Raw genomic sequence first — 14,055 nt, 5'->3', positions numbered from 1 at the left:
GTCCCGGGTTCAAATCCCGGCGGGCCCGCATACCCTTATCTTCAAAATCACGCACGGTCAAGCCTGAACGGGCTTATGAAGTCTCCAAACCTGTTTCTTGCGTTAACAAGCCGCTGCTTCTCCTCCTTGAGAATACTGAAGAATAGTGCGGGAGTTTCCGGTATTTCAGCGTAAATCCTCCATATCCTCTCAATCTTATCCAAGTGCTGCTTCACCCTAACCGTGAACAGCTTCTCGTAGAGACTCTCAGGAAACTCCTTGCCCAGCTCCTTGTTGAACAAGTCAACGAGGTCACTGTATATCGGTATGTAGCCTGTCGGCGTTTCCACAGCATCAAGCTCGCCGTGAACCCTCTTCTCCATCCACCGTAGCCAAACCCTTTTATCAACCTTCTCCGTCAGGAACCTGCCATCCTCACCCCTCAGGAAATAGTTGACCCCGTAAACTTTTGGAGACGATGAAAGCTCTCTCGCAAACCGGAAGTGAAGGTCTATGAAAGCGCCAGGGGAGATTGATAGGAAGTCCAGGATTGCGAACGGGTTGAACTCCCTCACTCCTGCCTGACCAAGAACCGCGGTGGTTCTTTCCGACTCTAACGACGCCCCCTTTGTGACTATTCCATGGAACCAGTCAAATGCTTCCTCAACAGGCACCCACGTGTCAGAGTCCCTCCCGCCAAAGATCATGCCAGAGACTGGGACGCCCATTGGATCGTTGATCCTGGGATCAACCTTGCTGAGATAGAATATGCTTGTAGTAAACCTCGCATTGGGGTGGGAGGGCGGAATAGGGTTTCCGTTCTCATCCCTCTTGCCCGGCCACCACTTGCCAGCATAGTTAATCCCTGGCTTTGGAGCGCCCTCCTTCCCATTCCACCATACATCCCCGTCCTCAGTGTACAGCACGTTCGCGAATACTACCTCACTGGTCCTGGAGGTCAATATCTTGTAAATCTCCGCGTCATCAACAGGGTTGACGCCGTCGATTATCCCGAACATTCCCACCTCGGGGTTTACGGCTCTCGCCACTCCGTCAACATTTCTTATAATAGCTAGGTCATCGCCTACTACGAGGTCGGCGATGAGCGCTGTTGAGGTTTTACCGCATCCAGCTGGAAAGGCTCCTGTGAAGTATGCAACCCTGTCCCCACTACCCTCCATACCTACTATGAACATGTGCTCGCAGAGCCACCCCTCCCTGAATCCTTTGTAAACGCAGAGCCTGAGTGATAGTTTTTTCAACCCCACGGTGTTCCCAGCGTACTGAGTGTTGACGCTATAGGTTATCATTTCCTCGGGGTCGATGTAGATCCTTCTCTTCGATATATCCTTGCTCCAGCCATTCTCATCCCTTTCCCCTGAACTATGCAGAAACCTCATGTACTCGATTCTGTCGCTACGCGTGAACTCATCGTAGCAAACCCTGTAGAGAATGTTCTCGCTGTGAACCACGTAGGCGGAGTCTGTTACTTGAACACCGTAGAGCGTGAACGGAGAGCCCCTGGGGCCGAAGCAGTAGAAGCCTATGAACATTTCCTTACCTCTCATTATGTCGCGGTAAATCTCCCAAACCTCCTTCTTCAACTCCTCGCGTTCTCCGCTGTTAACCAGAGGTATTTTAACCCCTTTCCCAGTCATGATTTTCGTATTACCCCTGTCCCTTGCCAGATCCCTCACGCCGTCGAAGTGAACAGTGTGAAGCTGATTGTAGCTGGAAACATATTCCTCCTTATTCTCTACTGCTCTCCTGCGAATATAGTCTAAATCCTCCTCTGAACCCGTGTTAATGAAGATTGACGAGGGCTTCAAGTGCTCCACAACCTGCCTTATCCATTCAACCAGGCTACAATCCTTAATCCTTGCCAGCTTTCCGAGCTCCCTGCTACTTATGTACGGTTTTAGAGCGTTCAAAGACTCAGTGCAAAACCCCTGCGTCTCCATAAGAATTAAGCACCCAGTTTAATATGAAATCAATTACTTGTTATAAAAATGAGTCTTTATTGAGAAGTCTAACCCTCGAGATGTTTGAGGCAACCATGTCCGCAATTCTTAAAGCCTCCGGGATGGGGCTGTAAATACAGTTCTTCTTATACAGTTCAACAGCCTTGTCAAGCGATAATCCAACGGGGTATATGAGGACGGGTTTCCAAGGTGTTTCAACATAAGTCATTGATGATGCAACCTTGTTGATGACTCTGAACCTTTCCGCCCAGTCGGGGAAATGCTTGACAAGGGCCTTCCTTATCCTGTCCAGGTTTAAAGGATAGTGTTGAACCACTATCACAGGCTTACCGGTTTCAGAGTGAACGTTTTCAGGGTCCACAACATCGAACCCTGAGTAGGTGACGCCGTCGAGAAAGACGAGCTCACCCGTCATGAGCTTCGACAAGCCTGCTACAACGCGTTCAGAATCCCTCGCGTCGACCATGACGGTTCCATACCCTATTCTCGTTACAACGTTACCGTCGAGTTCAACCCCCGCTATAACGGTGGTTCCCTTCTTCCCTTTGAAATCAACGGGGAAGAAGCCGTCGTCGAAGCCTTCAACCCTCATCCTAAATCCTTCAACGCTTCCTCAATATTCTTCATAATATCCGGCTTAACCTTTATCATTTTTGTAACTCCACGCCTGCCCCTGTTAACCACTTCAGCCAGGACAAGGCCCATCATGTCTAGCTGAGATATGATCTCGCTGACCCTGCGCTGAGTCAGCGGCTCATACCCGAGTTCTCTAGCCCTGTTCACGTAGGCGAGATACACTTCCCCGGTAGTCGCCGAACCCTTGTTCTTCACTATTTCAAGAATCTCTTTCAAAACAAGTTTCTGATGGAGAGGTAGGAAGGAGACTGTTTGGTAAACCCTTCCCTCCTCTATTTCAACAGACGCTTTCCTAACATGCTCTACAGTGACCTCCGTTGCATCCTCCCTTTCGGCTATTTCCCCAGCAACCCTCAGCAGGTCCAGGGCTCTCCTAGCGTCCCCATGCTCCCTGGCAGCTATTGCCGCGCAGAAGGAGATTACCCCGTCGCTTATCGCTCCGGGGACGAATGCTTTCTCAGCCCTCTGCTTCAGAATAGTGTATAATTGCTCAGCATTGTATGGTGGAAAAACCATTTCAACCTCTCCAAGACTCGACCTCACCCTTGGATCCAGGTTTTCAACGAAGTTGATGTCGTTGGTTATCCCGATTAAAACCACTTTCGAACTGGAAAGCTCCTCGTTTATCCTGACAAGCTTGTAGAGGAGGTCATCCCCCTCCCTCCTTACGTAGTAGTCTATCTCGTCAAGTATTACCACGTGGAGGCCTCCCCAGTTCTCCAGCGCGTTAACATACCTCCTGTAGACCTCGCTGACCGCTAAACCCGTGTAGGGGATCATGAGTCCAAGTTGCCTTGCAATCTCAGCTATAACCCTGTAAGTCGTATCCACCTTTCTAGTGTTGACGTAAGCGTCTTTCAGCTTCGTTCCAAGCGAGGCTGATTTCTCAACAATCTTCCTAACCACATATCTTGCAACAGCTGTTTTACCGGTTCCAGTTAAACCGTAGATTAACACATTGCTCGGCCTAACCCCGCGGGCGACAACGATCAAGTGCTCCGCGAGCCTCCTGATCTCGCTCTCCCTGTGGGGGAGAGTGTCAGGCACATAGTCAGGCTGTAGAACCTCCCTATCCATGAAGATTTTCGAGACGGCGCCCGTCTTCTTTATTAAGTCATCTATTATTTCACTCATGACTAATCACTGAAACAGGGGTGCTTCAACTCGACCAACAAATAATCCGTGAAGGTTTCGTTATAAAGCATTAACCTAATAAAGATTAAAACATAGTGTTTAAGAGGAAGAGCGGGATGTACGGTTTAGTGGTCAAGGATTCTTTAGAAGTCGGCGAGGCTTTCATAAAGGTTGAGCGTTTCGAAAACCATTTGAAATACCGCCGAAGCATGAAAGGAGACGTTAAGGAAGCCATTCTCGACAAGAACGCTGTGGTTGAAACCAGACCCACTTACTCACTATTCTATCCCTCATTTATAACAGGCTACATACTAGTAGCGTTTTCAAAACCTGTTGTGCTAAGCCCTAAATCCTCGTTGAGAATCCAGCTACAGCTACCCGTCGACTTAGCACTGTACGCGTACAGCGGGGACTTCTACCAGCTGATCGACCTGGTGCCGTTGCATTCAAACTATAAATACGCCCTGTATGGACCGGTAATATCCTCTGTTGAGGCCGCAGGCTACATAGCCAGGCTCGTGAAAGCTGAGCCAGTGGCCGAGGACACGGTGGAGCCGTTGGAGAGGCATTGCTTGACGAGAGTGTTAATAGTGAACAAGACGCAGGATTTCGCCAACGTGTCTAAAATACTCTTGGATGCTAAGCCGTTGAAAATATTTTACATCCCAGGGACATGGAAGTGTTACACCCAAGACATTAAAATGGTCTTAAACTCCAGCGAGCACGCATCAGTCCTCTACGAGGAGAAGCCGTGTAAAGAGTGCACTGAACTTGAAGAGCCCGAGGAGTTTAAAGGGCTATTGAGAACCTTGAGCACTGAGATGCTTTGGGGGTATTAATCATGAGTCTTCTCGAACCAGTTTTAGGCTTTCTCAAAAATCCTCAGCTCCTCAGCATCATAATCGCACTCATCATATTCAGCATAGGGTACTTCGTAGCCTTAGTCATTCGCAGAATGGTCTTCAAGATAGGCATACGCTTCTACGCTAGAAACATCGCAAGCATTGTCTCCAAAATAATCTACTATGTAGTATTGCTTATAGCCTTATCCACAGCCCTAGGATACCTGGGGATAGAGCTAACTGGCTTGATAATAGCCGGAGGGTTCGCAGGCATAATAGTCGGTGTGGCATTGCAACCCTTAATGGCAAGTTTCTTCGCCGGCCTCTACGTAATGGCTGAAAGAATCATTCAGCAAGGGGAAGTTGTTTCAATAGGGAATACTATGGGGGAAGTTGTCGAGGTCTCATTAATGTTTACCAAGATAAGGACGTTCGACGGAGTACTGGTAACCATGCCTAACAGCCAGCTCCTATCAACCGTTATTCAAAACTACAGTAAAGCAGTTGCGAGAAGGCTTGAGTTCACGGTTTCAATAGCTTACAGCGAGGATGCTGAGAAAGCCTACAGTGTGATAAAGGATGCTGTGGATAATCACCCCTACGTGTTAGCCGACCCTGCCCCAGACATCTTCGTGTCAAAGCTCGGAGACAGCGGAGTGGTCATCACCGTCAGGGTATGGGTGCCGAGAACACTCGTCTACCCTGTCACGAAAGACCTGTTGTGGAAGATTAAGAAATCGCTAGACCAGGCAGGGGTTTCAATACCGTTCCCACAGCTGGATGTCTGGATTAAAACCCCTGTCACGCTCAAGAAGGAGGAAGGGAGTGGTTAAACCTTATAAACCTGGTAAAAACTTATCTAAGTTTTGACGGGCCGGTAGCTCAGCCTGGAAGAGCGCTCGGTTGGCATCCGAGAGGTCCCGGGTTCAACTCCCGGCCGGTCCACTTCTTTCCCATTAAAGAGACATATTTATAGGGAGTTAAAGCGATATTTTTAAAAATCCGTCTAAACTTGTTAAACCAAGGAGAGCATGATTAGCTCGCCCTGTTTAAGGTGCTTATCATGAAGAAGAGAATTAATATTCTGGAACACGAGCTAGTGCCAAAGCATGAAGTTCTCGACCCTAAGGAAGCCGCTGAGGTTTTGAAAAGGCTTGGACTCCATCCTTGGCAACTCCCCTGGATCTCCATCGACGACCCCGTTGTCAAGGCGATCGGTGCTAAGCCGGGGGATATCATAAGGATATATAGGAAGAGCCCTACCGCTGGGACTTCAATAGCATACAGGTATGTAGTCGTTGATGTTACCAAGAAAACGGAGGCTTGAGGCCCATGGCAGCCCAGTTAACAGTTGAAGATCTATGGCTCGTTATGAAGAAGTATTTCGAGGAGAAAGGGCTTGTAAGACAGCACCTTGACAGTTACGACAGGTTTATCCGCGAGCTCCTGCCGGAGATGTTGAAGGAGTTTAAGGAAATCCCTATCACCGAGGACGTGAAGATCACTATTGTCGACTACCGCATTGAGGAGCCGAAGTGGATAACTCTTGAAGGGATACCTGAGGAGAAGACGCCGATGGAGTGTAGGCTGAGAAACCTCACTTACGCTGCTCCCGTAATGGTTAGGATAAAGTATGTTGATGAAACCGGGAGGTCTAAGGAGCAGGAGTTAAAGCTGATGGATCTACCGGTGATGCTGAAATCCAGTATCGACCCGTTGAGCAAGATGACTCCTGAGGAGTTAACATCTATCGGGGAGGACCCGAAGGATCCCGGCGGCTACTTCATAATAAACGGTAGCGAGAAGGTGCTGGTTGCTCAGGAAGACCTGGCGAGCAACAACATTATCACGGACGTGGCGCCGGAGGGGTCGTCCTACACTCATTTAGCTAAGATAATAAGTGTTTCAAAAGGCAAGAGATCCCAGCTCGTCATAGAGCGGAGGAAGGATGGAACATTCTACGCTAACTTCCAGGGGCATAAAATACCCGTGATCGTGTTGATGAAGGCTCTGGGGCTGGTTGGAGAGGATGAAATCCTCTACGCTGTCAGCCTCAACTCAGATATTCAGCTACACCTGTTCCCCTCGATACAGGAGGTTTCGAAGATCTTTCCGAGAGAGCCTATCCCCGAGGGACTCTCCCCCGAGGAGGAGGAGCGAGTACTAAGGGAGATAAAGGAGAAGGAGATTGAGGAAGCTTTAGACTACATAGGCTCAAGAATAGCGATAGGCAGGCCTAGGGAGGAGAGAATAAGGAGAGCGCAGAGAGCACTGGATGAAAACCTCCTCCCGCACATAGGGACTGATCCAAGCCCTGAGACAAGGATTAAGAAGGCTGTTTTCATCGGGCAGATGATTTCTAGAATAATCGAGCTCCACCTAGGGTTCAGGGAGCCGGATGACAAGGACCATTACAGGAATAAGAGGCTTAAGCTGGCTGGAGACCTCCTCTCCGTCCTCCTAAGAACTGCACTACTGGCTTTCACCCGGGATTTGAAAGAAAGCGCTGAGAAGTACCTGGCGAAGAACAGGAGACTAGATCTCAAAATGGTTATAAAACCCAGCGTGATAACCGATAGGATTCTCCACGCAATGGCAACTGGGAACTGGCCCGGCGGTAAAACAGGCGTCAGCCAGCTACTTGACAGGACCAACATGCTCAGCACTCTAAGCCATTTAAGAAGGGTTGTGTCACCGCTTTCGAGAGGTCAACCCCACTTCGAGGCCAGAGAGCTCCACGGGACTCAATGGGGCAGGATGTGCCCGTTTGAAACACCTGAAGGAGCTAACATCGGTCTCGTTAAAAACCTTGCTTTAATGGTTAACGTCAGCGTGGGTATCCCCGAGTCAGAGGTAGAGCCCATACTCTACAAGCACCAGGTTAAGCCTTTGATAACGATAACCGACAAGGCAACCGGTAAGACAGTGAAGGGTATACTGGACGAGGTGAAGGAAGCTGTTAGAAAATACGGCGAACTACCCAGCGAGTACGGAGGCTGGAGCAAGGTATACCTTAACGGGAGGTTGATCGGCTACCATCCAAACGGGGAGGAGCTTGTCAAAGAGCTAAGGAAGATGAGGAGACAGGGCAAGCTCAGCACCGAGGTTAACATAGCCCATATTAAAACAGAGTATCTCGACGAAGTCTATGTGAACACAGACCCGGGCAGGATTAGGAGGCCCCTGCTGGTTGTTGAGAAGGGAGAGGTTAAACTCACACGCACCCACCTGGAGAAGCTTAGAAAGGGTGAGATAAGCTTCGAAGACCTTGTGAACAAGGGGATTATAGAGTACCTGGATCCTGACGAGGAGGAGAACGCTTACATCGCTCTCTCAATCGACAATATCACGCCGGAGCACACGCATGTCGAGATCTGGATACCGGCTATACTCGGCATAACAGCATCGATAATCCCCTATCCCGAGCACAACCAGAGCCCGAGAAACATGTACCAGGCTGCAATGGCTAAGCAGAGCCTGGGACTCTACTCCGCGAACTTCCAGAAGAGAATGGATACAAGGGGGCACTTCCTCCACTACCCGCAGAAACCGCTTGTGCAGACTCGCTCGATGGAGGTTATAGGGTATAATGAGCGCCCCGCAGGGCAGAACATGGTAGTAGCAGTGTTAACGTTCACAGGGTACAATATTGAGGACGCGCTCATCATGAACAAGAGCAGTGCTGACAGGGGGCTTGCGAGAAGCACGTTCTTCAGGCTCTACTCAACGGTTGAATACAAGTACATGGGTGGTCAGCAGGACGAGATAGTTATACCTCCAACCAACATTAGAGGATACAGAGGGCTAAGGGCATATGAGAAGCTGGAGGAGGATGGTATCGTAGCCCCTGAGACCCAGGTCGCAGGCGGCGATGTCCTCGTAGGGAAGATAAGTCCTCCAAGATTCCTTGGAGCCCAGGAGTACATGCTTGGAGCCGGGCTGACGAAGCAGGATACCAGCGTGGTCATGAGGCATGAGGAGAAAGGCGTTGTCGACACCGTCCTCATAACAACCGATAGTGAGGGAAACAAGCTTGTCAAAGTACGCGTGAGAGATCTAAGGATTCCCGAGCTTGGGGACAAGTTTGCTTCGAGACATGGTCAGAAAGGAGTGCTGGGACTACTGGTTCCACAGTACGACATGCCTTTCACAGAGGAAGGAGTTGTCCCAGACCTCGTCATAAACCCGCACGCCTTCCCAAGCCGTATGACAGTTGGCCAGTTGATTGAAAGCATAGCCGGGAAAGTCGCTGCCCTGGAGGGGAGGGTTGTAGACGCTACACCATTCCATAAAACCCCTGTTAAAGAGCTTGAAATAGTGTTGAAGAGGCACCGCTACCTACCCACGGGAGAGGAGGTAATGTATGATGGTAGGACTGGCGAGATGATTGAATCCCCGGTGTTCATCGGCATAGTCTACTATCAGAAGCTTCACCACATGGTCAGCGACAAAGTCCACGCCAGGGCAAGAGGCCCTGTTCAAATACTAACCAGGCAACCAACCGAGGGCCGCTCAAGAGCCGGCGGGCTGAGATGGGGTGAGATGGAGGTTGACTGCCTAGTAGGACACGGTACCTCCCTGCTTCTAAGAGAAACTATCCTCGACAGGAGCGACATAACCAGGGTCTACGTCTGCGAGATCTGTGGGCATATTGGATGGTATGATAGGAACAAGGGTAAATACCTGTGTCCAATACATAAGGAGAAGGGTTCTCTGAAACCTGTTGAAATATCCTACGCGTTCAAACTCCTGCTCCAGGAGCTGATGAGCTTCGGGGTTAAGCCGAGGCTTGTTGTCAAGGACGTGAGGAAGGAGGTGTGATGGAATGGTTAACAGGGTTTCAGAGATAAGGTTCGGCCTCCTCTCACCGGAGGAGATTAGGAAGCTGAGCGTCACACAGATCATAACCTCAGACGTTTACGATAACGATGGAGCCCCCATAGACGGGGGAGTAATGGATAAGAGGCTTGGAGCCATTGAGCCAGGGGAGACATGCCCGGTTTGCGGAAACACCAGGGACTCGTGCCCCGGGCACTTCGGACACATAGAGCTTACGAAACCCGTTATCCACGCGGGATTCGCTAAGCACATATTAATGTATTTGAAAGCGACCTGCAGGGAATGCGGCAGGATTAAAATACCTGAGAATGAGAGGCAGGAATACCTGGCATTGATGAGGGAGCTTGAAGAGCTCAACCTGATCTACCTGCTTAAACGATTCTACGAGTACGTTAAGAGGAAGGCAAGCGTTGCGGTGAAGTGCCCTCATTGCGGGGCGAAACAGTACAGGTACAAGCTGGATAAGCCGCACTCCTTCTACGAGCAGAAGGAGACAGGGCTGGAGAAGCTGTGGCCCACGGACATCAGGGTGAGGCTGGAGAAGATTCCGGATGAGGATGTAAGGCTTCTAGGCGGGAACCCTGAGGAGGCGAGGCCTGAGTGGATGGTTCTAACAGTCTTGCCGGTGCCTCCGCGAACAGTGCGTCCTTCAGTACTGCTGGAAACAGGTATTAGGAGCGAGGACGACCTGACACACAAGCTTGTCGACATTATAAGGGTTAACACGAGGTTGAAGGAGCATGTGGAGAGCGGGGCGCCGAGCGCGATAGTGGAGGATGAATGGGAGCTTCTACAATACCATATCACAACATACTTCGACAACGAAGCCCCAGGCATACCTGTGGCGAAGCACAGAAGCGGTAAGACCTTGAAAGGCATTGCCCAGAGGTTGAAGGGCAAGGAGGGCAGGTTCCGTGGAAACCTAAGAGGCAAAAGGGTTGACTTCTCCGCTAGAACCGTGGTCAGCCCAGACCCCAACCTAAGCATTAACGAGGTAGGAGTCCCAGAGGTTGTGGCGAAGATATTGACAATACCTGAGAGGGTTACACCATGGAATATTGAGGAGATGCGAAAGCTGGTTTTAAACGGGCCTGATAAGTGGCCTGGCGCAAACTACGTTGTAAGGCCGGATGGCAGGAAGATAAGCCTGAAATACGTTGACAGGAAAGCCGCCGCGGAATCCCTCGCCCCGGGATACATTGTTGAGAGACACCTGCTTGACGGAGACATAGTATTGTTCAACAGGCAGCCATCGTTGCACAGGATATCGGTGATGGCGCACGTGGTAAGGGTTCTCCCGTATAAGACGTTGAGGTTGAACGTTCTCGTATGCCCACCCTACAACGCTGACTTCGACGGGGACGAGATGAACCTTCACGTCCCGCAGAGCGAGGAGGCAAGGGCTGAGGCAAGGCTTCTAATGCTTGTTGAGAAGCACATTCTGACACCCAGGTACGGCGGCCCGATAATAGGAGGTCTCCAAGACTATATCAGCGGTGCCTTCGTCTTAACGAGCAAGTCAACAATCCTGAGAAAGGAGGAGGTTGCCGAGCTACTTGGGGTTGCAGGCTATTACGAGGCAATACCGGAGCCGGCGATTCTGAAGCCGAAGGAGTACTGGACCGGGAAGCAACTGGTCTCGGTCTTCCTGCCTAAAGACTTAAACTATAAGAGGAACTCCAAGCTAGCCGGGGCTTCAGCCCTAAGATGTGTTGACGAGGACTGCCCGCACGACAGCATCGTGATCATTAAGAAAGGCGTTCTCCTTGAAGGTGTGCTGGACAAGGCAAGCATTGGAAGGGAGGAGCCTGAAAGCCTTGTCCACTGGTTGATAAAAGAGTACGGTGAAGACATAGGGAGGTTGTTCAAGGATAAAGTATACAAGATGTTCCTACGAGCCAGTGAGAAATACGGGCTCACCATGGGTTACTCACACCTATCCCTGCCGGAGCCTGCTAGGGAGAGGATAAGGCAGATCATCCTGGAGAAGAAGAGCCGTGTGGAGGAGTTGATAAAGGTTTACCAGCAGGGTAAGCTCACCCCGAGGCCTGGTAAAACACCGGAGGAGACTTTGGAGGATGAAATAGTGGACTTGCTGTCGAAGAGGTTGCTTGACGATGTCGCAGACACTATAACACCATACTTCACGCTCACAAACCCCGTGGTCATCATGGCTAGGACCGGCGCGAGAGGCAACCCTGTCAACCTCACGCAGATGGCTGCCCTGCTAGGCCAGCAAACAGTAAGGGGTAAGAGGCTTTCAAGAGGCTACCTGTACAGGTCGCTACCACACTTCAAGCCGAAAGATATAGGGCCTGAGGCAAGAGGCTTCATAGCCAACGGGTTTGTCAACGGGCTTGAAGCCCTTGAAATGTTCTTCCACGCTGCTGCTGGAAGAGAAGGCTTGATAGACACAGCTGTCAGAACAAGCCAGTCAGGGTACATGCAGAGGAGGCTGATAAACGCGTTGCAGGACCTGAGGGTAGAGTATGATGGGACGGTGAGAGCTACTTCTGGAGAGCTTGTCCAATTAGTATATGGTGAAGACGGCGTCGACCCGATGAGAAGCGATCACGGGAAAGCAGTGAATGTTAACAGGGTGATTGAGAAGGTAGTGGGGTGGAAGCTGTGAGCTCCTTAAAAGCCCTTTCCAAGAGCGAGATCGAGAAAATACTGAAGGAGAAGCTTGAAGGATACGTGAGCCCCCAGGTGTACAACGAGGTTAGAGACAAGCTCATCGAGTTGACGAATAAGACAGAGCTCTACGAGAACGAGGTTGAGGCAATAATATCCGAGGTGATTAGAAGGTACAGGTCCTCCATGATTGAGCCAGGCGAGGCTGTTGGCACAGTCGCTGCTCAGAGCCTTGGAGAACCCTCAACCCAGATGACCCTCAGAGTCTTCCACTACGCTGGTCTCAGAGAGTACAACGTCACACTGGGACTCCCCAGGCTTATAGAGATCGTTGATGCTAGGAAGAAGCCTGAAACACCTATTACGGAGATATACCTGGACGATGACCACAAGTATGATGAGGAGAAGGCTAAGGAGATAGCTAGAACCATTGAGACAACGCTTCTAGAAAACATTGCTAAGGGAGTAAGCATAGAGCTCACGGAAATGAACATTGAGCTCGACCAGGAGATGCTGTCGGATAAGGGAATAGCTGTTGAGACAGTGGTTGAAACCTTGAAGTCGTTAAATATTGGAGAGGTTGAGTGGAGCGAGGACAACCCGCTCGTGATCAGGATATTGTTCGAGGAAGAGGTTGACTACGTTAAAGCGGAGAAGATAAGGCAGAAGGTCCTGTCAACCAAGCTGAAGGGTGTTAAAGGAATTAAGAAGGTTATCATCCAGAAAAGAGGGAACGAGTACGTGCTAATAGCTGAGGGAAGCAATCTAGAAGAGCTCATGAAAATTCCAGGGATAGACCATAAAAGGCTGTACACCAACAACGTGTTCGAGATCGAACGGGTGCTCGGGATCGAGGCAGCTAGGGCTGCAATCATTAGGGAGATTAAGAATGTCCTGGATGATCAAGGCTTGGACGTTGACACTAGGCACATAATACTGCTAGCCGACATCATGACTTGGACAGGGCATATAAGGCAGGTTGGTAGAATGGGTGTAGCCGGTGAGAAGCAGAGCGTCCTGGCGAGGGCAACCTTCGAGATGACTGTTCAGAAGCTCCTGGAGGCTGCCGCAATGGGTGAGTCGGACAGGCTGTACGGCATTACCGAAAATATTATAATGGGGCAAGTCATTCCTGTAGGAACAGGAATGGTTCAGATTTATATGTTCCCAACATTGATAAAACCAGAAGCCAGTGAGGAGAAAGAGGGGAGCGAGCAATGAGCACTGCCACTGTGGAGCTGGTTAAGGCTATTCAAACCCTGAGTAAAACCGGCCAGTTCAAGATCGGTTTCAACCAGTCAAAGAAGCTCGTCATGCTGGGAAAGGCCAAGGCCGCTGTCATCGCGGCCAACGCACCACCGCATGTTAAGAGAGACCTGAAATACTATGCGAAGCTGAGCAACATACCTGTCATAGAGTTCCCTGGAACAAACTTCGAGCTGGGAGCTTTGATCGGTAAACCCTTCGGCGTCTCAACAATGGTGATCATCGACCCTGGCCAGTCAAACATCCTGGACCTAGCCAAGGAGGTATCGGGTAATGAGTAAGGAAAGGGGTCAAGTGAAGATAACTCCTGACGAGTTTAGGTACATGGCACTGCTACACGAGATCACGGGCGCCACCGTCAGAGACTGCATCATGGATGAGTCTGAGAACAGGGTTATATTCCTGGTCAACCCCGAGGATGTTGGAAAAGCCGTAGGCCCCAAGGGCTTCTTTGTTCAAAAACTCAGGAAGATCTTGAACAAGAACATAGAAATAGTCGGCTACAGCGACAACCTTGAGGAGCAGGTTAAGTACGCGCTTGCTCCTGCAAGGATAAAGGAGATCAAGGTGACCTCTAAACCGGGCGGGGAGAAAGTAGTCTACGTGGCGGTGGATCCATCGGACAAGGGCCTCGCCATCGGTAAAAACGGCAGGAACGTTCAGAAAGCGAAGATTATTTTAAAAAGACACTTCAACATCGACTCTCTCATCATAGCATAAAATTTAAGAATACTTGAAACTAT

General features: G+C 50.2%; 11 protein-coding genes and 1 tRNA gene. 9 read left to right on the top strand and 3 right to left on the bottom strand.

The features are described 5' to 3' along the window. Window positions 1–47: 47 nt before the first annotated feature. From AC3OH0_RS05180 to AC3OH0_RS05170, 3 genes are read right to left on the bottom strand one after another with little or no spacing between them, the layout of a single operon-like run. Entirely contained in the window at window positions 48–1,940 is a 1,893-nt protein-coding gene (locus tag AC3OH0_RS05180; RefSeq protein ID WP_498345011.1) for a phosphoenolpyruvate carboxykinase (GTP), read from the bottom strand. Window positions 1,941–1,980: 40 nt separating this feature from the next. Next, complete coding sequence (locus AC3OH0_RS05175; RefSeq protein ID WP_498345010.1) at window positions 1,981–2,553, bottom strand: endonuclease dU; 573 nt, start codon at window positions 2,551–2,553, stop codon at window positions 1,981–1,983. Then, window positions 2,550–3,731 carry a Cdc6/Cdc18 family protein gene (locus AC3OH0_RS05170; protein WP_498345009.1) on the bottom strand — a complete coding sequence of 394 codons (1,182 nt, stop codon included), beginning with the start codon at window positions 3,729–3,731 and terminating at the stop codon, window positions 2,550–2,552. The genes AC3OH0_RS05175 and AC3OH0_RS05170 overlap by 4 nt, the downstream gene beginning before the upstream one ends. Before the next feature lie 95 nt (window positions 3,732–3,826). Between AC3OH0_RS05170 and AC3OH0_RS05165 the strand changes: the two genes are divergently transcribed. The 9 genes from AC3OH0_RS05165 (at window position 3,827) to AC3OH0_RS05125 (ending at window position 14,032) form a co-directional block, all read left to right on the top strand. Next, window positions 3,827–4,570 carry a DUF432 domain-containing protein gene (locus AC3OH0_RS05165; RefSeq protein ID WP_498345008.1) on the top strand — a complete coding sequence of 248 codons (744 nt, stop codon included), beginning with the start codon at window positions 3,827–3,829 and terminating at the stop codon, window positions 4,568–4,570. 2 nt (window positions 4,571–4,572) lie between these two features. After that, the gene (locus tag AC3OH0_RS05160; RefSeq protein ID WP_498345007.1) at window positions 4,573–5,406 is read left to right on the top strand and encodes a mechanosensitive ion channel family protein; all 834 of its coding nucleotides are present in this window, start codon (window positions 4,573–4,575) and stop codon (window positions 5,404–5,406) included. Between the two features lie 38 nt (window positions 5,407–5,444). Next, window positions 5,445–5,518 (top strand) — tRNA-Ala (locus AC3OH0_RS05155). 118 nt (window positions 5,519–5,636) lie between these two features. After that, complete coding sequence (locus tag AC3OH0_RS05150) at window positions 5,637–5,900, top strand: DNA-directed RNA polymerase subunit H (RefSeq protein WP_193436246.1); 264 nt, start codon at window positions 5,637–5,639, stop codon at window positions 5,898–5,900. Window positions 5,901–5,905: 5 nt separating this feature from the next. Further along, window positions 5,906–9,394 (top strand): DNA-directed RNA polymerase subunit B, encoded by a 3,489-nt coding sequence (locus AC3OH0_RS05145; RefSeq protein ID WP_193436843.1) that lies wholly within the window; start codon window positions 5,906–5,908, stop codon window positions 9,392–9,394. Between the two features lie 4 nt (window positions 9,395–9,398). Further along, window positions 9,399–12,044 (top strand): DNA-directed RNA polymerase subunit A', encoded by a 2,646-nt coding sequence (locus AC3OH0_RS05140; RefSeq protein ID WP_193436247.1) that lies wholly within the window; start codon window positions 9,399–9,401, stop codon window positions 12,042–12,044. Window positions 12,045–12,082: 38 nt separating this feature from the next. Beyond that, window positions 12,083–13,267, top strand: a complete 1,185-nt coding sequence (rpoA2, locus tag AC3OH0_RS05135; RefSeq protein ID WP_193436844.1) for a DNA-directed RNA polymerase subunit A'' — start codon at window positions 12,083–12,085, stop codon at window positions 13,265–13,267. Further along, a complete protein-coding gene (locus tag AC3OH0_RS05130) occupies window positions 13,264–13,593 on the top strand; it encodes a 50S ribosomal protein L30e (RefSeq protein ID WP_193436248.1) in 330 nt (109 codons plus the stop codon). The genes rpoA2 and AC3OH0_RS05130 overlap by 4 nt, the downstream gene beginning before the upstream one ends. Beyond that, window positions 13,586–14,032 carry a NusA-like transcription termination signal-binding factor gene (locus AC3OH0_RS05125; RefSeq protein ID WP_498345006.1) on the top strand — a complete coding sequence of 149 codons (447 nt, stop codon included), beginning with the start codon at window positions 13,586–13,588 and terminating at the stop codon, window positions 14,030–14,032. The genes AC3OH0_RS05130 and AC3OH0_RS05125 overlap by 8 nt, the downstream gene beginning before the upstream one ends. Window positions 14,033–14,055: the final 23 nt, after the last annotated feature.

The organism is Thermosphaera sp., assembly GCF_059755995.1.
Note: the sequence above shows the minus strand (reverse complement) of the source record. Positions and strands in the feature narration are given on the sequence as shown.